Below are 20,036 nucleotides of genomic sequence, written 5' to 3'. Positions count from 1 at the left end.
CCGGACAGACACTGACCATGGCTAAAGTATTTGCCATCGCCAACCAGAAGGGCGGTGTCGCCAAGACTACCACCTGCATCAATCTCGCCGCCTCGCTTGTAGCGACTCGCCGTCGTGTTCTGCTTATCGATCTTGACCCGCAGGGCAATGCCACAACAGGCAGCGGTGTGGATAAGTTGAGCCTGGAGTATTCGATCTATGACGTACTCATCGGCGAGTGCAGCCTGGTCGATGCGATGCAGTTTTCCGAGCACGGTGGCTATCAGCTCCTGCCGGCTAACCGCGATTTGACTGCCGCAGAAGTCGCCCTGCTCAAATTGCCGACCAAAGAGCATCGCCTGCGCGAGGCGCTTGCGCCGGTACGTGAGAACTACGATTACATCTTGATCGATTGTCCGCCGTCGCTATCGATGCTGACAATCAACGCGCTGACGGCCGCAGACGGCGTGATCATCCCAATGCAGTGCGAATACTACGCGCTGGAAGGGCTGACCGATCTGGTCAACTCGATTCAGCGCATCGGTCAGGCATTGAACCCGTCGCTGCAGATCGAAGGTCTGTTGCGCACCATGTACGATCCACGCAGCAGTCTTACCAACGATGTCACCGAACAGCTTAAAACGCACTTCGGTGAGAAACTTTACGACACGGTCATTCCCCGCAATGTACGGCTGGCTGAAGCCCCCAGTCATGGCATGCCGGCGCTTGTCTATGACAAGCAATCCAAGGGCGCCTTGGCCTATCTGGCGCTGGCCGGCGAGTTGTCACGCCGTCAGCGCCGCGCCGCCCGCAGCGTAACTGCATAAGGAAATTTTCATGGCGACCAAAAAACGAGGCCTAGGACGCGGACTGGATGCCCTGCTCGGCGGCGCCAATATGACGGCAATGCAGGAAAGCGCCGTTCAGCTCGATGAGCGAGAGCTGCAGCAGTTGCCTCTCGACATCATTCAACGGGGCAAATATCAGCCACGGCGCGATATCGATCCGGTGACCCTCGATGAGCTGGCGCATTCCATTCGTACCCAGGGCGTGATGCAACCGATCGTCGTTCGTTCGGTCGGCGCGGGACGCTACGAAATTATTGCCGGTGAACGTCGCTGGCGTGCCAGTCAGCAGGCTGGTCTCGAGAAAATACCGGCATTGGTGCGCGACGTGTCTGATGAGGCGGCGATTGCCATGGCGCTGATCGAGAATATTCAGCGTGAGGACCTCAATCCGATCGAGGAAGCCGTAGCCCTGCAGCGTCTGCAGCAAGAGTTCCAGCTCACGCAGCAACAGGTTGCCGATGCTGTGGGTAAATCGCGTGTCACCATTAGCAATCTGTTGCGTCTGATCGCGCTGCCGGAGGAGATCAAGACGCTCTTGTCGCATGGCGATCTTGAAATGGGGCACGCTCGGGCACTGCTCGGACTGCCGGCAGAGCGGCAGGTCGATGGTGCGCGTCACGTTGTCGCACGCGGGTTGACGGTCCGCCAGACTGAGGCGCTGGTACGGCAATGGGTGAACAGTACTGAATCGACTAAAGCCGAGCCGAAGAGTGATCCTGACATTGTCCGCCTGGAACAGCGTCTGGCTGAACGCCTGGGTTCTCCGGTGCAAATCAAGCATGGCGAAAAAGGCAAAGGCCAGTTGGTGATCCGTTACAACTCGCTGGATGAACTGCAGGGTGTATTAGCCCACATACGCTGAAACAATTACAAACGTATAGAGTTGTAGTACTGCCTGGTAGTCACTACCAAATGGTTGTACCTGACCCTAACGCCACATATAATCTGCGCGCATTTTCAAAGACATAAGGCATGGGGATTGACTGACATGCCGGCGAGAGCCAAGGGACGATAATTGGTCGGCTACGAGCAGAAACGCCTACCCTTCTATCGGTTGGCGGTTTTTCCGGTTCTGATGGCGCAGTTGTCGTTATTGCTCATCTCTGCGGTCGTATTGTGGCTGTGGATCGGTAATGTTGCGGGTTACTCTGGATTGCTTGGTGGTTTGATCGCCTTGCTTCCGAATATTTATTTCGCTCATAAGGCTTTTCGCTTTAGTGGCGCGCGGGCTGCTCAAGCTATCGTCAGGTCATTTTACGCCGGCGAAGCAGGGAAACTGATCTTCACGTCAGTGCTATTTGCGCTGGTGTTCACAGGGGTGAAACCGCTGAACCCACTTTCGTTGTTCGGTGTGTTCATACTGACTCAAGGGGTCGGCTGGTTTGCTCCTCTGCTGATTAAGAAAAGAATTTCAAATTGATTCATTGAGGCAATCATGGCAGCAGAGAACGCTTCGGATTACATACAGCACCACCTGTCGAATCTGACCTACGGACGGTTGCCGACTGGGGAATGGGGATTCGCCCATTCCGCGGAGCAAGCCAAGGAAATGGGTTTCTGGGCATTTCACGTGGATACTCTCGGAGTTTCCGTGGTGCTCGGCCTGGTTTTTGTCCTGCTGTTTTGGGCCGTTGCTAGAAAGGCTACGTCCGGTCAGCCGGGTGGCGCGCAGAACTTTGTCGAATTGATGGTGGAGTTCGTCGATAACAGCGTCAAGGATACCTTCCATGGACGCAATGCGCTTATCGCTCCGTTGGCTCTGACTATTTTCGTCTGGGTGTTCCTGATGAACTTCATGGACCTCATTCCAGTAGATTGGCTGCCTATGCTGGCTGCCAATATCGTTGGCGATGAGCACCTGTTCTTTCGCGTGGTGCCGACCACCGACCCGAACGCGACGCTCGGTCTGGCGCTCTCGGTATTCGCCCTTCTGCTTTTTTACAGCGTCAAGGTCAAGGGCCTGGGTGGCTTCTTCGGCGAGCTAACACTGCATCCTTTCAGCAGCAAGAACATGGCCGTGCAGGTCCTGCTCATCCCGATCAACTTCCTTCTCGAATTCGTTACCCTGATCGCCAAGCCTGTTTCTCTGGCGCTGCGTCTGTTCGGCAACCTGTACGCCGGCGAACTGATCTTCATCCTGATTGCCATCATGTTCGCTAACGGCGTAATTCTGGGTGGACTGGGTATTGTCCTGCAGTGGGCGTGGGCTGTGTTCCACATCCTGATCATCGTGCTGCAGGCTTTCATCTTCATGATGCTGACGATCGTCTATCTATCGATGGCGCATGAAGAAAACGATCACTGATTCGATTCGCTTTACCTAAACCCTTAACCAATACGACATAAAGTCGGAGGAAAAATGGAAACTGTAGTTGGACTGACTGCTATCGCTGTAGCTCTGCTGATCGGCCTGGGTGCCCTGGGTACTGCAATCGGCTTCGGCCTGCTGGGCGGCAAATTTCTGGAAGGCGCGGCGCGTCAGCCGGAAATGGTGCCGATGCTGCAGGTGAAAATGTTCATCGTCGCCGGCCTGCTCGATGCGGTGACCATGATCGGTGTAGGTATTGCGCTGTTCTTCACTTTCGCGAACCCCTTCGTTGGTCAATTGGCAGGCTGATCCATTCGGTTTATCGAATGGGTGGTTTGACGGACAACGAACGAGCGAGGTGTTGGCGTGAACATTAATGCAACCCTGATTGGCCAGTCCGTTGCGTTCTTCATTTTTGTGCTGTTCTGCATGAAGTTCGTATGGCCTCCGGTCATAACAGCTCTGCGGGAACGCCAGAAGAAGATCGCTGACGGTCTGGAAGCTGCCAGTCGCGGTGCTCGTGATCTGGAGTTGGCTCAGGATAAAGCGAGCCAGCAACTGCGCGAAGCCAAGACGCAAGCGGCTGAAATCATCGAGCAAGCCAAGAAGCGCGCTAACCAGATCGTCGACGAAGCTCGCGATCAGGCCCGTGTCGAGGGTGAGCGGATCAAGATCCAGGCTCAGGCCGAGATCGAGCAGGAATTGAACGGAGTCAAGGACGCCTTGCGTGCCCAGTTGGGCAGCCTGGCCGTCAGCGGCGCCGAAAAAATTCTGGGCGCGTCCATCGATCAGAACGCGCATGCGGAGCTGGTTTCCAAATTGGCAGCCGAAATTTAAGCGAGGGGCGCGATCATGGCAGAACTGACCACGCTGGCCCGACCTTACGCCAAGGCTGCCTTTGAGTACGCACAGGTCCATCAGCAACTGGCCGAATGGTCAGCCATGCTTGGTCTGGCTGCTGCGGTGTCGCAAGACGACACGATGCAGCGAGTGCTCAAGGCCCCGCGTATGACGAGAGACGACAAGGCCACCACCTTCGTCGAGGTGTGTGGTGAAAAGTTCGACGCTCAGGCACGCAATTTCATTCACGTGTTGTCCGCCAATGACCGTTTGCCGTTGTTGCCGGAAGTCTCCGAACTGTTCGAGCTGTACAAGGCCGAGCAGGAACAAACGGTTGACGTGGATGTGACCAGTGCCTTCGCGTTGAGCAACGAACAGCAAGACAAACTCGCCAAGGTTCTCAGTGCACGGCTCGGCCGGGAAGTGCGCCTGCATGCCGCGGAAGATGCCTCCCTTTTGGGTGGCGTATTGATCCGCGCCGGCGACCTGGTTATCGATGGCTCAGTCCGCGGCAAGATCGCGAAACTGGCCGAAGCATTGAAATCTTGAGTTTGAAGGGGCAGCAGAGCAATGCAGCAACTCAATCCTTCCGAAATTAGTGAAATCATCAAGGGGCGTATCGAAAAACTCGATATCGCCTCCCAAGCCCGTAACGAAGGCACCGTCGTCAGCGTATCGGACGGCATTGTGCGAATTCATGGTCTGGCCGATGTCATGTATGGCGAGATGATCGAATTCCCGGACGGTGTCTACGGTATGGCCATGAACCTGGAGCGCGACTCTGTCGGCGCCGTGGTTCTAGGTGCCTACCAGACGCTTGCCGAAGGCATGAGCGCCAAGTGCACCGGTCGCATCCTCGAAGTGCCGGTGGGCCCAGAGCTGCTCGGCCGCGTCGTCGATGCGCTGGGCAATCCCGTTGATGGCAAGGGTCCGCTCAACAACGTCGCTACCGACGCTGTGGAAAAGGTTGCGCCGGGGGTGATCTGGCGGAAGTCGGTCGATCAGCCGGTTCAAACCGGCTACAAAGCCGTTGACGCCATGATCCCCGTTGGCCGCGGTCAGCGTGAGCTGATCATTGGCGACCGTCAGATCGGTAAGACAGCGCTAGCGATCGATGCCATCATCAACCAGAAAAATAGCGGTATCTTCTGCGTTTATGTTGCCATCGGCCAGAAGCAGTCAACCATTGCCAACGTGGTGCGCAAGCTCGAGCAGAACGGTGCTCTGGCCAACACCATCATTGTTGCCGCGAGTGCTTCTGAATCTGCCGCGCTGCAGTTCATTGCGCCATATGCTGGCTGCACCATGGGCGAATACTTCCGCGATCGCGGCGAAGACGCTCTTATCGTTTATGACGATCTGTCCAAGCAGGCCGTAGCGTACCGCCAGATTTCGCTGTTGCTGCGTCGTCCGCCAGGACGTGAAGCCTACCCGGGCGACGTGTTCTATCTCCACAGCCGTCTGCTGGAACGCGCCTCGCGCGTTTCCGAAGAATACGTCGAGAAGTTCACCAGTGGCGCGGTGACCGGTAAAACCGGTTCGCTTACCGCGCTGCCGATTATCGAAACCCAGGCTGGCGACGTTTCGGCGTTCGTTCCGACCAACGTGATTTCCATCACCGACGGTCAGATCTTCTTGGAATCGGCGATGTTCAACTCGGGCATTCGTCCGGCCGTGAACGCCGGTGTATCGGTATCGCGCGTAGGTGGTGCTGCCCAGACCAAGATCATCAAAAAGCTGTCTGGTGGTATCCGTACCGCTCTGGCTCAGTACCGTGAACTGGCGGCTTTTGCCCAGTTCGCCTCTGACCTGGACGAAGCGACCCGCAAGCAGCTCGAGCATGGTCAGCGCGTCACCGAGCTGATGAAGCAGAAGCAATATGCGCCTATGTCCATCGCCGACATGTCGCTGTCCCTGTATTCCGCCGAGCGCGGGTTCCTGCAGGACATCGAAATCGCCAAGATCGGCAGCTTCGAACAAGCGCTGATTGCCTACTTCAACCGCGATCACGCCGACTTGATGGCGAAGATCAACGTGAAGGGTGACTTCAATGACGAAATCGATGCGGGCCTCAAGGCCGGTATCGAGAAGTTCAAGGCCACCCAAACCTGGTAAGCCGCAGCGGAGGCCGCAAGGCCTCCGCCTGCTAACCCGATAGGTGTCAAATGGCAGGCGCAAAAGAGATCCGCAGCAAGATTGCGAGCATCAAAAGCACGCAAAAGATTACCAGCGCCATGGAAAAGGTGGCTGTCAGCAAGATGCGCAAGGCTCAAATGCGCATGTCTGCCAGCCGTCCTTATGCGGAGCGTATCCGCCAGGTAATTGGTCATCTGGCCAACGCCAACCCGGAATATCGTCATCCTTTCATGGTCGAGCGTGAAATCAAGCGCGTCGGTTATGTCGTGGTGAGCAGCGACCGGGGTCTGTGCGGCGGTTTGAACACCAACCTGTTCAAGACGCTGGTCAAGGATATGGCGGCGAACCGCGAGCAAGGCGTGGAGATTGATCTCTGCGTCATTGGCAGCAAGGGCGCCGCGTTTTTCCGCAACTTCGGTGGCAATGTCGTCGCGGCAATCAGCCACCTGGGCGAGGAGCCGTCGATCAACGATCTGATCGGTAGCGTCAAGGTCATGCTGGACGCTTACCTCGATGGTCGTATCGATCGTCTGTCGGTGGTCTCGAACAAATTTATCAATACCATGACGCAACAGCCGACAGTGGAGCAGTTGGTTCCTCTGGTGGCCGATCCGGATCAGCAACTCAAGCATCACTGGGACTATCTGTACGAACCCGACGCCAAGGAACTGCTCGACGGTTTGATGGTGCGCTACGTGGAGTCGCAGGTGTACCAGGCGGTGGTCGAGAACGGCGCGGCTGAACAGGCCGCCCGGATGATCGCGATGAAGAACGCAACTGACAACGCCGGTGATTTGATCAGCGATCTCCAGCTGATCTACAACAAGGCTCGTCAGGCCGCGATCACCCAAGAGATCTCGGAAATCGTCGGCGGCGCTGCCGCGGTTTAACGGTTCAAATATTCAGAGGAACCAGCTATGAGTAGCGGACGTATCGTTCAAATCATCGGCGCCGTGATCGACGTGGAATTCCCACGTGATCAGGTCCCGAATATCTACGACGCCTTGAAAGTGCAAAGCGTCGAAACCACCCTGGAAGTCCAGCAGCAGCTGGGAGATGGTGTGGTGCGTACCATTGCGATGGGCTCGACCGAAGGTCTTAAGCGCGGTCTGGACGTCAACAACACGGGTGCAGCCATCTCCGTACCGGTCGGTAAAGCGACCCTGGGCCGGATCATGGATGTACTCGGTAATCCAATCGACGAAGCGGGTCCGATTGGCGAAGAAGAGCGCTGGGGTATTCACCGTCCTGCGCCTTCCTTCGCGGAACAAGCGGGTGGCAATGACCTCTTGGAAACCGGCATCAAGGTTATCGACCTGATCTGCCCGTTCGCCAAGGGCGGTAAAGTCGGCCTGTTCGGTGGTGCCGGTGTCGGCAAGACCGTAAACATGATGGAACTGATCCGTAACATCGCCATCGAGCACAGCGGTTATTCCGTGTTCGCCGGTGTGGGTGAGCGTACTCGTGAGGGTAACGACTTCTACCACGAGATGAAGGATTCCAACGTTCTGGATAAGGTTGCCCTGGTCTATGGCCAGATGAACGAGCCGCCGGGTAACCGTCTGCGCGTTGCCCTGACCGGCCTGACCATGGCTGAGAAGTTCCGTGACGAAGGTAACGACGTTCTGCTGTTCGTCGACAACATCTACCGTTACACCCTCGCCGGTACCGAGGTGTCTGCACTGCTCGGCCGTATGCCGTCGGCGGTAGGTTACCAGCCGACCCTGGCCGAAGAGATGGGAGTTCTGCAGGAGCGCATCACCTCCACGCGTAGCGGCTCGATCACGTCGATTCAGGCTGTATACGTACCTGCGGATGACTTGACCGACCCAAGCCCGGCGACCACCTTCGCCCACTTGGACGCTACCGTGGTTCTGTCGCGTGACATCGCTTCGCTGGGTATTTATCCGGCTGTCGATCCACTTGACTCGACGTCGCGTCAGCTCGACCCGAACGTGATCGGCAACGAGCATTACGAGACTGCTCGTGGTGTTCAGTACGTTCTGCAGCGCTACAAGGAGCTGAAGGACATTATTGCCATTCTGGGCATGGACGAGTTGTCGGAGTCCGATAAGCAGCTCGTATCCCGCGCACGGAAAATTCAGCGATTCCTGTCGCAGCCGTTCTTCGTGGCAGAGGTCTTCACCGGCTCTCCAGGAAAGTACGTTTCGCTGAAAGACACCATTGCAGGCTTCAAGGGCATCCTCAGCGGCGAATACGATCACCTGCCGGAACAAGCGTTCTACATGGTAGGTGGCATCGAAGAAGCCATCGAGAAAGCCAAGAAACTGTAATCCTTGCGTCCGGCGACGGGCGCTCACCAGGCGGCGCGGCTGGCGGCATGCCAACCTCGCCGTTTGATACATGAGGCTAGATATGGCTATGACAGTCCATTGCGATATCGTCAGCGCTGAAGGCGAGATCTTTTCCGGTCTGGTCGAGATGGTGATTGCCCATGGCAACCTCGGCGACATCGGTATTGCTCCGGGCCACGCGCCGTTGATTACCGACCTGAAGCCGGGTCCGATCCGCCTGACCAAACAAGGTGGCGAAAGCGAGGTGTTCTACATCTCCGGCGGATATCTCGAAGTTCAACCCAACATGGTCAAGGTACTTGCCGATACCGTGCAGCGTGCCAGCGACATCGATGAAGCGTCTGCTCAGGAAGCGCTCAAGGCGGCCGAAAAAGCCCTCAATCAGAAGGGTTCGGAGTTCGACTACGGTTCCGCGGCAGCGCGTCTGGCCGAGGCCACCGCGCAATTGCGGACGATTCAGCAGATGCGTAAGAAGTTCGGCGGTTAACCATCGGCTTCTTCATCGCAACTGATTAAAAGGGTAGCCTTGGCTACCCTTTTTTTATTTTTCCAGATCGGCAAATACCGTCGCCTAAGCGGTATGAACCGGCCCATGATCGCTCAGGATCTGCCATGTCTCTCGATATCGTCATTCTCGCTGCTGGTCAAGGCACGCGCATGCGTTCTGCTCTGCCCAAGGTGCTTCACCCAGTCGCTGGACAGTCCATGCTGGGCCACGTCATAGAAACCGCTCGTGGCCTCAAGCCAAAGGCGGTACATGTAGTGATTGGCCATGGCGCTGAGCAGGTTCGTGAACGGCTGGCTGCCGATGACCTGAACTTCGTGGTGCAAGCCGAGCAGTTAGGAACCGGACACGCGGTTGCCCAGGCGCTCCCGGCGCTGTCGGCCGAACGAGTGCTGATTCTGTATGGCGACGTGCCGCTTATCGAGGCCGCAACGCTGGAGCGGCTCCTGGAAAAAGTCGGTCCGCAACAACTAGCGCTGCTCACGGTGAACCTGGACGATCCGACCGGTTACGGGCGTATTGTCCGCGACGGACAAGGTGTGGTTCAGGCGATCATCGAGCATAAGGATGCGTCGGCCGAGCAGAAGCTGATAACGGAAGGGAATACCGGCATCCTGGCGGTGCCGGGCGAGCGACTTGGTGATTGGCTGGGTAGGCTTTCGAACAGCAACGCCCAAGGTGAGTACTACTTGACCGATGTGATCGCCATGGCAGTGGCCGATGGCCTGGTGGTCGCTACCGAGCAGCCGTTGCACGCAATGGAAGTGCAAGGTGCTAACGATCGCATACAGCTGGCCGAGCTCGAACGGCATTATCAGCAACGCGCTGCGCGCCGCCTGATGGCTCAAGGCGTAACGTTGCGTGACCCGGCCCGTTTCGATCTGCGCGGTGAGATCACGATCGGTCGTGACGTGCTGATCGACGTGAATGTGATTCTCGAAGGTCGGGTGGTTATCGAGGATGACGTCGAGATCGGCCCCAATTGCGTAATCCGCAATAGCACGCTGCGCCGTGGCGCGGTGGTCAAGGCCAATAGCCATCTGGATGGCGCCGAGCTGGGTGAGAGCGCCGATTGCGGGCCATTCGCACGCCTGCGTCCCGGCGCGGTGCTGGGCGACAAGGCGCACGTCGGCAATTTTGTCGAGGTCAAGAATTCATGCTTGGGCGCCGGCGCCAAGGCTGGTCACCTGGCGTATCTGGGCGACGCGCAGATCGGGGCGCGAACCAATATCGGGGCCGGTACCATCACCTGCAACTATAATGGTGCTAACAAGTCCCGCACGGTGATGGGCGAGGACGTGTTCATCGGCTCCAATAGCTCGCTTGTTGCTCCGGTGACCCTTGGCGATGGTGCCACTACGGGTGCCGGGTCGGTGATCACTGCCGATGTGCCAGCCGGCACACTGGCGTTGGGGCGGGCTCGGCAGGCGCTGATTCAAGGCTGGGAGCGCCCGCAGAAGACTCGCAAATAAGCCATCGCGGCCGCCGAACACTTCGGCGCTAGATGCGCTGCGGAGGTTTTTCCCGGATGACACTAAAGAGATCGTACATCTGGCCGATCTTATAAGGGCATAACAACACAGGACGCAGTCATGCCCTCCCTCACTCGCCTGTCCATTCAGTGGAAGCTCACCCTGCTGGCTGGTCTCTGCCTGCTGCTCATCGTTGGTCTGCTGGTCGGCGCATCGCTCTACCAATCGCGTCAGGCCGCGGCCCTGGTCAATAAGTCCAGCAGCGCCATGCTCGAAGAGGCGGCGCGCAATAACTTGCAATCGCGCGGCCTGTCTCAGGCATTGCGTATGGAACGCCAGTTCAACGACGCCTATCAGTACGGCAAGGGCTTCGCTCGCCAGGTTCTTTCGCTGCGTGAACAATCCATCGAGCGAATGTCGAACGCTTTTGAAGTCCGAGAAGACCTGCATCACCAGATCGAGATGGCTCTGCGATCCAATCCGGAACTGATCGGTCTTTACGTGGTGTTCGAAACCGACGCGCTGGATGACAAAGATGGCATGTTCATCGGTAACCAGGAGATGGGCGGCAACGACAGTGGCCGCTTCGCGCTGTACTGGTCGCAGCGCACGCCGGGTCAGCTCACTGCCGAGACCATGAGCGAGGAACTGCTCGCCGATACCACACCGGGTATCAGCGGCGCGCCTTACAACGCCTGGTACAGCTGCCCACGCGACAGCGCCCGGGTCTGTCTGCTCGATCCCTACTTCGATGAGGTGGAAGGCCAGCCACTGTTGATGACCAGCGTGGCCTTTCCCTTGATCGAAAACGACAAGGTCATCGGCGTTGTTGGCGTCGACATCAGCCTGGCTTCGCTGCAGCACCTCAGCCAGCAGGCACATCAGGAGCTGTATCAGGGAGAAGGCCAGTTGAGCGTGATCAGCCCCGCCAAGCTTCTGGGCGGGCACAGTCGAGACCCCAAGCTGCTGGGTAAGCCATTGAGTACCGCGTTTGGTGCCGAGAGCGAGGCGATCGCCCGTGCGGTCGATGCAGGTCAGAAGGCGATGCTCGAAAACGGCGACATGCTTCGCGTGCTGCAACCTGTACAACCGATACCTGAACTCAAGCCTTGGGCGATCCTGCTGGAAGTACCGAAGCCCGTGCTGCTCGGCCCGGCGCTGCGCCTTGAGCAGACGCTGCAGGCTCAGAGCCGGCAGGACAGTGTGACGGCCCTGGCCATCGGACTTGGTGCGGTCCTGTTGGGTCTGGCGTTGATGTGGCTGACCGCGCGTGGGGTCACCCGCCCCATCGAAGGGGTCGCCGCGATGCTCAAGGATATCGCCAGTGGCGAGGGTGATCTCACTCGCCGCCTGACCTACACCCGAGATGATGAGTTGGGCGCACTGGCAGGCTGGTTTAATCGCTTCCTCGACAAACTGCAGCCGACCATCGCTGACGTGCAGCGCTCGGTACTGGACGCGCGTACCAGTGCCGATCAATCGGCTGCTATTGCCAGCCAGACCAGTGCCGGCATGCAGCAACAGTTCCGCGAAGTCGATCAGGTTGCAACTGCGTCGCAGGAGATGAGCGCCACTGCGCAGGATGTCGCGCGCAATGCCGCGCAAGCGGCTGAAGCGGCGCGTGATGCGGATCAGGCCACGCACGACGGGTTGAGCGTGATCGACCACACTACGCACAGCATTGGCAGCCTCGCTGATGAACTCAATCACGCGATGACACAGGTCGAAAGCCTGGCTGCCAGTAGCGACCAGATCGGCTCGGTGCTTGAGGTGATCCGCGCGATTGCCGAGCAAACCAACCTATTGGCCCTCAACGCGGCGATCGAGGCGGCGCGCGCAGGTGAGGCCGGGCGCGGCTTCGCCGTGGTGGCCGATGAAGTGCGCAGCCTGGCGCGGCGTACTCAGGAGTCCATCGAAGAGATTCGCCAGGTCATCGAGCGTCTGCAGAACGGCACCCGGGACGTGGTAACGGCGATGCAGAGCAGCCGCAGCCAGGCCCAGGGCAGTGTCGATCAGGTAGGGAATGCAGTTGCCGCGTTGCGCAAGATTGGCGACGCGGTCGCTGTGATTACTGATATGAACCTGCAGATCGCCAGCGCCGCCGAAGAGCAGAGCGCGGTTGCCGAAGAAATCAACCGCAATGTCGCAGGTATCCGGGACGTGACCGAGTCGCTGTCCGGGCAGGCAGACGAGTCGGCACGGGTCAGCCAAGCCCTTAATCAGTTGGCTAACCATCAACAAGGCCTGATGGGCTATTTCCGCGTCTGATGCAAAGCGGGTGTTGACGGCGGCGACAGATTAAGTTTTGATTCGCGAAATATACTTTCGAATCGAAACTTAAGCATGTCGAAACGCAACACGCCGCAACGACGCCACGCCATACTCGCCTTGCTCAACGAGCAAGGCGAGGTGAGCGTCGACGAGCTGTCCAGGCGTTTCGAAACGTCCGAGGTCACCATCCGCAAGGACCTCGCGGCGCTGGAGAAGAATGGTTTGCTGCTGCGCCGTTACGGCGGCGCGGTGCCCTTGCCGCAAGAACTGATCGGTGACAGTGCGCAACCCGTTTCGCCCTGGAAACTGGCCATTGCACGAGCTGCCGTTAATTGCATCCGCGAGCATGCGCGCATCATCATCGACAGCGGCACCACCACCGCGGCGATGATCCCCGAGCTGGGCTACAAGCACGGCCTGCTGGTCATGACCAATTCGCTGGGCGTTGCCAACGCCTTGCGTGAGCTGGAACACGAGCCCACGCTACTGATGACCGGCGGTACCTGGGATCCGCATTCCGAGTCGTTCCAGGGGCAGGTGGCGGAGCAGGTGCTGCGCTCTTACGATTTCGATCAGTTGTTCATCGGCGCGGACGGCATCGATCTGCAGCGCGGCACAACCACCTTCAATGAATTGCTGGGCCTGTCGCGGGTCATGGCGGAGGTGGCTCGCGAAGTCACCGTGCTCGCCGAATCCGACAAGATCGGGCGACGCATACCCAATCTGGAGTTGCCCTGGGGCGACATCCACACCCTCATCACGGACGAACGCCTCACCGCCGAGGCGCGTTCAAGCATTCAGGCCCGCGGCATCAAGCTGATCTGCGCGGCTATCGAACCCTCTCAGGAGATCTGATCATGTGTGGCATCGTTGGCGCCGTGGCTGAACGCAACATCACTGCAATTCTGCTCGAAGGCCTCAAGCGCCTCGAGTATCGAGGTTATGACAGCGCCGGCGTCGCCGTGCTGGATGCCTATGGTCAGCTGCATCGCCTGCGCCGCTCCGGCAAGGTTGCCGAACTCGAGCAGGCGCAACAGCAGGAAGGACTGACCGGTCGGCTGGGTATTGCGCATACCCGCTGGGCCACTCACGGCGCGCCCTGTGAGCGTAACGCGCATCCGCATTTCTCCGGTGAAGACCTGGCGGTGGTGCACAATGGCATCATCGAAAACCACGAAGCATTGCGCCACCAATTAAGGGCGTTGGGCTATGTGTTCGTTTCCGATACCGATACCGAAGTAATCGTGCATTTGCTGCGCCACAAGCTCGACGAGTTCGGCGATCTGACTGTCGCACTCAAGGCGGCGGTCAAGGAGCTGCACGGTGCCTACGGGCTTGCCGTGGTCAGCGCCAAGCAACCCGATCGCCTGCTGGCTGCCCGCAGCGGCAGTCCGCTGGTAATCGGACTGGGCATGGGCGAGAACTTCCTTGCCTCCGACCAGCTCGCCCTGCGTCAGGTGACCGACCGTTTCATGTACCTGGAAGAGGGCGATATCGCTGAGATCCGCCGCGACAATGTGCAGATATGGGACGTCGAGGGTCAGCCCGTTGAGCGCGAAAGCGTGCAATACCACGAAGGCGCCGAAGCGGCAGACAAGGGCGAATACCGTCACTTCATGCTCAAGGAGATCCACGAACAGCCCAAGGTCGTGCAACGCACCCTCGAAGGCCGGCTGGGCGATCATCAGGTGCTGGTCCAGGCGTTTGGCCCGCAGGCCGCCGAGCTGTTCGCCAAGGTGCGCAACGTGCAGATCGTCGCCTGTGGCACTAGCTACCATGCCGGGATGGTCGCGCGTTACTGGCTGGAAGAGCTGGCCGGCATCCCCTGCCAGGTTGAAGTGGCCAGCGAGTTTCGCTACCGCAAAGTGGTGGTGCAGCCTGACACGCTGTTCGTGACCATTTCCCAATCCGGCGAGACGGCCGATTCGCTCGCAGCACTGCGCAATGCCAAGGCGCGTACGGTCGAGGAGGGGCGCTATCTCGCCAGCTTGGCGATCTGCAACGTCGGTATAAGTTCGCTGGTGCGCGAATCCGATCTCACCCTGCTGACTCAGGCCGGCCCGGAAATTGGTGTAGCTTCGACCAAGGCCTTCACCACCCAGCTGGTTGGCCTGTTGCTGCTGACCCTGTCATTGGGGCAGGTGCGCGGTACGCTGGCGCCGGCCTTGGAAGCGGAGCTGGTCGACGAGCTGCGCCGCCTGCCGACCCGCCTGGGTGAGGCGCTGGCGATGGACACCACCGTGGAAAAGATCTCCGAGCACTTCGCCGAAAAACACCACACGCTATTCCTCGGGCGCGGCGCGCAATACCCGGTGGCGATGGAGGGCGCGCTCAAGCTCAAAGAAATTTCCTACATCCATGCCGAGGCCTATCCGGCCGGCGAGCTCAAGCACGGCCCGCTGGCGCTGGTCGATGCGGACATGCCGGTCGTGACCGTGGCGCCGAATAACGAGCTGCTAGAAAAGCTAAAATCCAACCTGCAAGAAGTGCGCGCCCGTGGCGGCGAGCTGATCGTTTTTGCCGACCGGGAAGCGGGCATCGAAAACGGCGAGGGCACTTTCATCGTCAGCATGCCGCACATCCATGACGTGCTGGCGCCGATCCTCTACACCCTGCCGTTGCAGCTGTTGTCGTACTACGTCGCGGTCCTGCGCGGCACCGATGTCGATCAGCCTCGCAACCTGGCCAAGTCGGTCACCGTGGAGTAACCCTTTCGTACGGAGCGGAACCTCCTGTGGGGTGAAAATAAAGTATCATCCATGAAAATAAAGTTTCATCCATTAAAATAAAGTTTCATCCAAATGCCGGGATCCGCTATGTTGAGAGCATCAACAATGCGGATGCCCTTTGCTCATGGCGGGTACATTTAAAGGTCTGACTCAGTCTCAGATTGACAAAAGGTTCAAGGAAGGCCGTGGTCAAGGCCAAGGACCTAGCTACAAGCCATTCATCTATACTCGGGACGTGTCGTCGCTGGGGCGATCCCATCGCCTGCTCGGCAGTAAGACGCGCCGTCTGCACCATCTCCTCTCTGATCTTGAGTTGGCAGTTTTCCTGGCTCTGGACTGGTCTCCCCGAGTCACCGATATCCGAGAGCAATTCCCGATGATGGTCGTGGACACTGTTCGAATCGCCGAGGAATTTGGTCTTGGCCATGGGCGCTACCAAGGCACTCCACAGGTGCTGACCAGTGACTTCCTTGTGGATTTCGATGACCAACAGCGTCCAACAGTCGCGATTCAGGCGAAGTACAGCGTCGACCTGCAAAAGCCTGAAATCATCGGGAGGCTTGAGCTAGAAAGGCGTTACTGGCTCGATAAAGGAATTCCTTGGGTCATCGTCACGGAGCGAGAGGTACCAAGGGAGGCAATTGCCAATATTCAATGGCTGTACTCTGCCCAATTAGAAGACGATATTTCGTTAGATGAACTTGAGCACTTCCGGCAACTGTTCATCTATGAATTCCGGCGTGACCCTGATCGGAGGCTGACGGCCATTGCTCAAGCGCTGGATATGTCTGGCGAACTGGAGCTTGGCCATGCGCTTTATTGGCTTCGCCAATTGCTGGCCAGGCACTGTTTCCTGTTCGACATCGGTAAACCTTACCGGGAACTCGATGCGAAAGACCTTGCAGTCAATCCTCACTACGAGATGCAGGAGCTGAGCAGTGCTGCCTGTTAACCAGGTTTTTAGGATGGGGGAGCTCCGCAAGCGCTTGCTCTGGTCGGATGCCGCTCTGGCCGTTTGGATCGACATCGACTCGGACACGGCTTTTCCAGAACCGATAAAGGTTTTTGAGCTGGAGCGTCTGCTCTTGGATGGGGAGCTAGTGCGTATCACCGACCCATTCGAGGAGGCAGTTCTGCGGGAGGTTGAGGAAGGCTCTCTTGATCAGCGGAAGCGTGATGGCGCTTGGGAAATGCTTGCGGATGTTGCTCAAGACCCTGGCCTGTTCATTCGCAGGTCAAGAGGGCAAATCCTGATAGGAGTTATGGAGCGCCATGGCATTACCAAGCAGACGGTATACAGGCTGTTGAGGCGCTATTGGCAGCGGGGTATGTGCAGAAACGCTCTATTGCCTGATTACGTCAATTCGGGCGCGCGTGGTATGCGACGAAATCCGAGTCAGGTAAAGAGGGGTAGACCGAGGGTAGTGAGAGAGGGGCGGGGGTGCAATGTCACACCGGACATGGAGCGAATTTTCCGCCGGGTTATCGATGAGCGTTTACTCAATCAAAATAATGTCTCTATTCCCGACGCTTACGCATCTGGGTTGAATCTGCTCCAGGCAGTTCTACCGAAACGGCCCGCCACTGAGCTACCAACTCTGGAGCAGTTCCGCTACTTCTACAAGCGCGAATACCACTTCACGGAAACGTTACCAAGCAGGATGTCCGCGGTTGATTTCGCCAAGGATGTACGCCCGGTCACAGGTACGTCGACAGCCGAAGTTTCAGGTCCTGGGCACCGCTATCAATTCGACGCCACCGTAGCGGACATCTACCTGGTATCAGAGCAGGATCGCAGTCTCATCGTCGGTAGGCCTATCGTGTACATAGTGATCGACGTCTTCAGCCGCATGGTTGTCGGCATGTACGTCGGCTTCGAGGGACCTTCCTGGGTCAGTGCAATGGTGGCTTTGGCCAACACGGTTACTGACAAGGTCGAGTATTGCCGCCAGTACGGTGTGGATATCGATGCTAGCGATTGGCCGGTCAAGGGTTTGCCAGAGGTGGTACTGGCCGACAAGGGCGAACTAAACGGCACCAAGGTGGAAGCATTTTCCCAAGCCTTCGGTGTTCGCATCGAGAACGCGTCGGCTAGACGAGGGGACGCCAAGGGTATCGTCGAGCGCTATTTCCGGACGGTGCAGGAGCGCTTCAAGCCTTATGCCAGCGGCGTGGTCCAAGCTACCACCAGCCGGAAGCGGGGGGGATACGACTACAGGCTTGATGCCAAGCTAACCTTGCCAGAGTTCACAAAGCTAATCATCGCCTCCACCCTCTACCACAACAACTTCCACACGTTGAGCAAATACGACAGGGCTGCGGGAATGCCGCAAGGGCTGCCAGCCATCTCGGTCATGCTTTGGAACTGGGGTTTGGCCAACCTTACAGGCCGGTTGCGGACCGCGCCTGAGGATTTGGTGCGAATCAATCTCTTGCCCCACGAGTCGGCCACGGTTTCGGAGTTGGGAATTAGGCTTTTTGGTTGCTTCTACACCTGCCAGGAAGCAGTCAAGGAGGGTTGGTTTCACCGAGGTCAAGGACGCCGACCTGCACGGGTAACGGTCGCATATGATCCACGTAGCGCCGACCATATCTACCTGCGGCCATCTAATAGCCTCAAGGACTACTGGGTTTGCGATATTGCCGATCGCAGTCGACGTTTCACGGGGATGACCTTCTGGGATCTCTGGCTTCTGGCCCGAGAGGAGCGGCGTAGTGATGCCAATGCGGCGGTTGAAGCCTTGGTGGAGAGAGGCAAGCTTCTGGAAAAGATAGAGTCAATCATCGCCGATGCAGAGAACGTCAGTCCGGTCAAAACGGGCGTGAGCAAAAAGGATCTGGGAACCGAGATTCGCAGTAACAAGCAGCAGGAAAAGCGGCAGGAGCGGCAGAAAACGGCATTCAGGCCAGGAAAGGTAAGCCAGGAAGTGCCAGCCAACGTAATTCATCTGCGGGGCGAAAAGCAGGAAGACTATGCCTTTCCAGACCTCAGCGACCTGATATTCAATGAGGAAGAGGATGACTGAAGAACTTCAGCGTGGAGTCATCCCCCTAGCGCGCTATCAGAAACAGCAGTTACCTGAGTATCAGGAGAATCCGCTGATCTGCGCACTGCCGCCAATTCCTGATTTGCAGGAGGTGGTTAGCCTGTTGCAGCAGCTTCCCAATTTTGAGCCGCAAGAGGCGTTTCTGGATGGTCGGCTCAGGGCTCATGCTATCGCCCGTCTATTGCACGGGTTTTTCCAGCCGCTGAGCCATCATCTGGAACTGGAGAGCAAGATTAGCTTGATGGTCCGCCAAGGCTACATTGGTCGCAATCCTGCCAGTGGCGCTTGGTATGCGCACTTGCAGAATGGTTATCGTCGGGTAGAGGAAGAAGACCTAGATGCGGCTGTGTACCAGAGCGTTTCTTCCACGGCCAGCAGTCTGTCGCTGTTTGGCTGCTCCGGTTGCGGCAAGACGCGCACGCTGGAGCGGATTTTGGGTATGTACCCCCAGGCCATTCATCACCCCGACTACAACATCACTCAACTGGTGTACCTGAAGGTCGACTGCCCTATTGATGGTGATCTTGATGAGCTATGCCTGAGCTTCTTCAACGAAGTAGACAAGGTCCTGGGTACTCACTATAGCCGTAGTCACGGACGCAAGAAGCTGGGAACCAAGCGCTTGATGGCTGCAATGTGTCAAGTGGCCAACCTGCACGCGCTCGGAGTGTTGATCATCGACGAAGTACAGAACCTCAATGAGGCACGCTCGGGTGGTGCCGAGAAAATGCACAATTTCTTTGTGTCACTGGTGAACACCATCGGCGTTCCGATCATTCAGGTTGGCACCCACCGGGCAAGCAAGTTCTTCCAGCGCACATTTCGGGCTGCTCGCCGAGTCTCAGGGCTGGGCAGCATCCGTTGGGATAGGTTATCTCGGGACGAGCACTGGAAGCGCCTGTTGAAGCGGCTCTGGAGGTATCAGTGGCTACGAAATCCGACGCCACTGGACGACGAGCTGGAGTCGACCATGTACGATCTTACTCAAGGGGTCATGGACATCGTCATCAAGCTGTTCGCTCTGGCGCAGATCCGAGCGATAGTTACAGGCGCCGAATGCATCAAGCCGATGCTGCTTCGAAAAGTTTTCGAAGATGAGTTCAAGCCGGTCCAACCGATGCTGGTTGCCTTGCGCAGCGGTAGGCCTGAACTGATCGCAAAGTATGATGACCTGCTCATGCCAGAAATCGAGGGACGGCTCCTGACCCTAACTCGTTCGCTGGACACCCTGCCCAAACCAAAACCGCCAGCCCCTCCGGCCAATGACAAGGCGAAGCGACTGACCGCCCTGCTCGAGGGGGTGGAAATCCCGAGAGACATTGCAATTCCCATGGCTGAAAAACTGCTGGTGGAAGAACCGGATGTCCCGCTGGCGGCACTGATTCACAAAGCCACCGCTTACCTAGTGCAGGAGGCTCCTCCTAAAAAGCGAAACATCACAAGGGTTAAGAGGACGGAGTGGAGTTGTTTACCTCAGGAGGATCTACGCCGGCGTTATGCTGACGGACCTGAGAATGAGGTCTATGAGAGATTCAAACAAGCCGGCCTGATACTCGATTTAAGGCCTTTGTTGAAGGGCATTTGAG

The 20,036-nt window shown here is 57.8% G+C and carries 18 protein-coding genes; all 18 read left to right on the top strand.

The annotated features are described in order from the left end of the window. Nucleotides 1–17 precede the first annotated feature (17 nt). On the top strand, nt 18–806 hold the full coding sequence (locus CH92_RS21420; RefSeq protein ID WP_025243812.1) for a ParA family protein: 789 nt from the start codon (nt 18–20) through the stop codon (nt 804–806). A 10-nt stretch (nt 807–816) separates the two neighbouring features. Continuing rightward, on the top strand, nt 817–1,689 hold the full coding sequence (locus CH92_RS21415) for a ParB/RepB/Spo0J family partition protein (protein ID WP_025243811.1): 873 nt from the start codon (nt 817–819) through the stop codon (nt 1,687–1,689). Nucleotides 1,690–1,902: 213 nt separating this feature from the next. Continuing rightward, entirely contained in the window at nt 1,903–2,247 is a 345-nt protein-coding gene (locus CH92_RS21410) for a F0F1 ATP synthase subunit I (protein WP_051517622.1), read from the top strand. 15 nt (nt 2,248–2,262) lie between these two features. Continuing rightward, nucleotides 2,263–3,132 carry a F0F1 ATP synthase subunit A gene (gene atpB / locus CH92_RS21405; protein ID WP_025243809.1) on the top strand — a complete coding sequence of 290 codons (870 nt, stop codon included), beginning with the start codon at nt 2,263–2,265 and terminating at the stop codon, nt 3,130–3,132. A 54-nt stretch (nt 3,133–3,186) separates the two neighbouring features. Further along, a complete protein-coding gene (atpE, locus tag CH92_RS21400) occupies nt 3,187–3,444 on the top strand; it encodes a F0F1 ATP synthase subunit C (protein WP_002555987.1) in 258 nt (85 codons plus the stop codon). Between the two features lie 57 nt (nt 3,445–3,501). Next, nucleotides 3,502–3,972 carry a F0F1 ATP synthase subunit B gene (locus CH92_RS21395; RefSeq protein ID WP_025243808.1) on the top strand — a complete coding sequence of 157 codons (471 nt, stop codon included), beginning with the start codon at nt 3,502–3,504 and terminating at the stop codon, nt 3,970–3,972. 15 nt (nt 3,973–3,987) lie between these two features. Then, complete coding sequence (locus CH92_RS21390) at nt 3,988–4,524, top strand: F0F1 ATP synthase subunit delta (protein WP_025243807.1); 537 nt, start codon at nt 3,988–3,990, stop codon at nt 4,522–4,524. Between the two features lie 21 nt (nt 4,525–4,545). Then, the gene (atpA, locus tag CH92_RS21385) at nt 4,546–6,090 is read left to right on the top strand and encodes a F0F1 ATP synthase subunit alpha (RefSeq protein ID WP_025243806.1); all 1,545 of its coding nucleotides are present in this window, start codon (nt 4,546–4,548) and stop codon (nt 6,088–6,090) included. Between the two features lie 50 nt (nt 6,091–6,140). Next, nucleotides 6,141–7,001, top strand: coding sequence for a F0F1 ATP synthase subunit gamma (gene atpG / locus CH92_RS21380; protein WP_025243805.1), 861 nt, complete (start codon nt 6,141–6,143; stop codon nt 6,999–7,001). 27 nt (nt 7,002–7,028) lie between these two features. Continuing rightward, nucleotides 7,029–8,405, top strand: coding sequence for a F0F1 ATP synthase subunit beta (gene atpD / locus CH92_RS21375; protein ID WP_025243804.1), 1,377 nt, complete (start codon nt 7,029–7,031; stop codon nt 8,403–8,405). An 82-nt stretch (nt 8,406–8,487) separates the two neighbouring features. Further along, the gene (locus CH92_RS21370) at nt 8,488–8,913 is read left to right on the top strand and encodes a F0F1 ATP synthase subunit epsilon (RefSeq protein WP_025243803.1); all 426 of its coding nucleotides are present in this window, start codon (nt 8,488–8,490) and stop codon (nt 8,911–8,913) included. 125 nt (nt 8,914–9,038) lie between these two features. Continuing rightward, nucleotides 9,039–10,403, top strand: a complete 1,365-nt coding sequence (glmU, locus tag CH92_RS21365; RefSeq protein WP_025243802.1) for a bifunctional UDP-N-acetylglucosamine diphosphorylase/glucosamine-1-phosphate N-acetyltransferase GlmU — start codon at nt 9,039–9,041, stop codon at nt 10,401–10,403. A gap of 120 nt (nt 10,404–10,523) precedes the next feature. Then, a complete protein-coding gene (locus tag CH92_RS21360; protein WP_025243801.1) occupies nt 10,524–12,671 on the top strand; it encodes a methyl-accepting chemotaxis protein in 2,148 nt (715 codons plus the stop codon). A gap of 75 nt (nt 12,672–12,746) precedes the next feature. Next, entirely contained in the window at nt 12,747–13,529 is a 783-nt protein-coding gene (locus CH92_RS21355; protein WP_025243800.1) for a DeoR/GlpR family DNA-binding transcription regulator, read from the top strand. A 2-nt stretch (nt 13,530–13,531) separates the two neighbouring features. Next, complete coding sequence (gene glmS, locus CH92_RS21350) at nt 13,532–15,382, top strand: glutamine--fructose-6-phosphate transaminase (isomerizing) (RefSeq protein ID WP_025243799.1); 1,851 nt, start codon at nt 13,532–13,534, stop codon at nt 15,380–15,382. Between the two features lie 145 nt (nt 15,383–15,527). After that, complete coding sequence (locus tag CH92_RS21345; RefSeq protein ID WP_025243798.1) at nt 15,528–16,355, top strand: heteromeric transposase endonuclease subunit TnsA; 828 nt, start codon at nt 15,528–15,530, stop codon at nt 16,353–16,355. Then, nucleotides 16,342–18,429: a Mu transposase C-terminal domain-containing protein gene (locus CH92_RS21340; protein WP_025243797.1), complete on the top strand. Its 2,088-nt coding sequence runs from the start codon at nt 16,342–16,344 to the stop codon at nt 18,427–18,429. Before CH92_RS21345 ends, CH92_RS21340 begins: the two co-directional genes overlap by 14 nt. Continuing rightward, nucleotides 18,422–20,035: an ATP-binding protein gene (locus CH92_RS21335; protein ID WP_025243796.1), complete on the top strand. Its 1,614-nt coding sequence runs from the start codon at nt 18,422–18,424 to the stop codon at nt 20,033–20,035. Before CH92_RS21340 ends, CH92_RS21335 begins: the two co-directional genes overlap by 8 nt. Nucleotide 20,036 lies beyond the last annotated feature (1 nt).

Origin of the sequence: Stutzerimonas stutzeri (assembly GCF_000590475.1) — a bacterium.
Lineage (GTDB): Bacteria > Pseudomonadota > Gammaproteobacteria > Pseudomonadales > Pseudomonadaceae > Stutzerimonas > Stutzerimonas stutzeri_D.
The sequence above is the reverse complement of the archived record's forward strand: the minus strand, read 5'-3'. Positions and strand labels throughout refer to the sequence as shown.

Excerpts from the sequence above, each read along its gene's own strand:
- CH92_RS21370 (WP_025243803.1), top strand. The coding sequence starts at position 8,488 with ATGGCTATGACAGTCCATTGCGATATCGTCAGCGCTGAAGGCGAGATC.
- CH92_RS21415 (WP_025243811.1), top strand. The coding sequence starts at position 817 with ATGGCGACCAAAAAACGAGGCCTAGGACGCGGACTGGATGCCCTGCTC.
- atpD (WP_025243804.1), top strand. The coding sequence starts at position 7,029 with ATGAGTAGCGGACGTATCGTTCAAATCATCGGCGCCGTGATCGACGTG.
- CH92_RS21360 (WP_025243801.1), top strand. The coding sequence starts at position 10,524 with ATGCCCTCCCTCACTCGCCTGTCCATTCAGTGGAAGCTCACCCTGCTG.
- atpA (WP_025243806.1), top strand. The coding sequence starts at position 4,546 with ATGCAGCAACTCAATCCTTCCGAAATTAGTGAAATCATCAAGGGGCGT.
- CH92_RS21410 (WP_051517622.1), top strand. The coding sequence starts at position 1,903 with ATGGCGCAGTTGTCGTTATTGCTCATCTCTGCGGTCGTATTGTGGCTG.
- CH92_RS21420 (WP_025243812.1), top strand. The coding sequence starts at position 18 with ATGGCTAAAGTATTTGCCATCGCCAACCAGAAGGGCGGTGTCGCCAAG.
- glmS (WP_025243799.1), top strand. The coding sequence starts at position 13,532 with ATGTGTGGCATCGTTGGCGCCGTGGCTGAACGCAACATCACTGCAATT.
- atpG (WP_025243805.1), top strand. The coding sequence starts at position 6,141 with ATGGCAGGCGCAAAAGAGATCCGCAGCAAGATTGCGAGCATCAAAAGC.
- CH92_RS21345 (WP_025243798.1), top strand. The coding sequence starts at position 15,528 with ATGGCGGGTACATTTAAAGGTCTGACTCAGTCTCAGATTGACAAAAGG.
- CH92_RS21390 (WP_025243807.1), top strand. The coding sequence starts at position 3,988 with ATGGCAGAACTGACCACGCTGGCCCGACCTTACGCCAAGGCTGCCTTT.
- atpE (WP_002555987.1), top strand. The coding sequence starts at position 3,187 with ATGGAAACTGTAGTTGGACTGACTGCTATCGCTGTAGCTCTGCTGATC.
- glmU (WP_025243802.1), top strand. The coding sequence starts at position 9,039 with ATGTCTCTCGATATCGTCATTCTCGCTGCTGGTCAAGGCACGCGCATG.
- CH92_RS21335 (WP_025243796.1), top strand. The coding sequence starts at position 18,422 with ATGACTGAAGAACTTCAGCGTGGAGTCATCCCCCTAGCGCGCTATCAG.
- CH92_RS21355 (WP_025243800.1), top strand. The coding sequence starts at position 12,747 with ATGTCGAAACGCAACACGCCGCAACGACGCCACGCCATACTCGCCTTG.
- atpB (WP_025243809.1), top strand. The coding sequence starts at position 2,263 with ATGGCAGCAGAGAACGCTTCGGATTACATACAGCACCACCTGTCGAAT.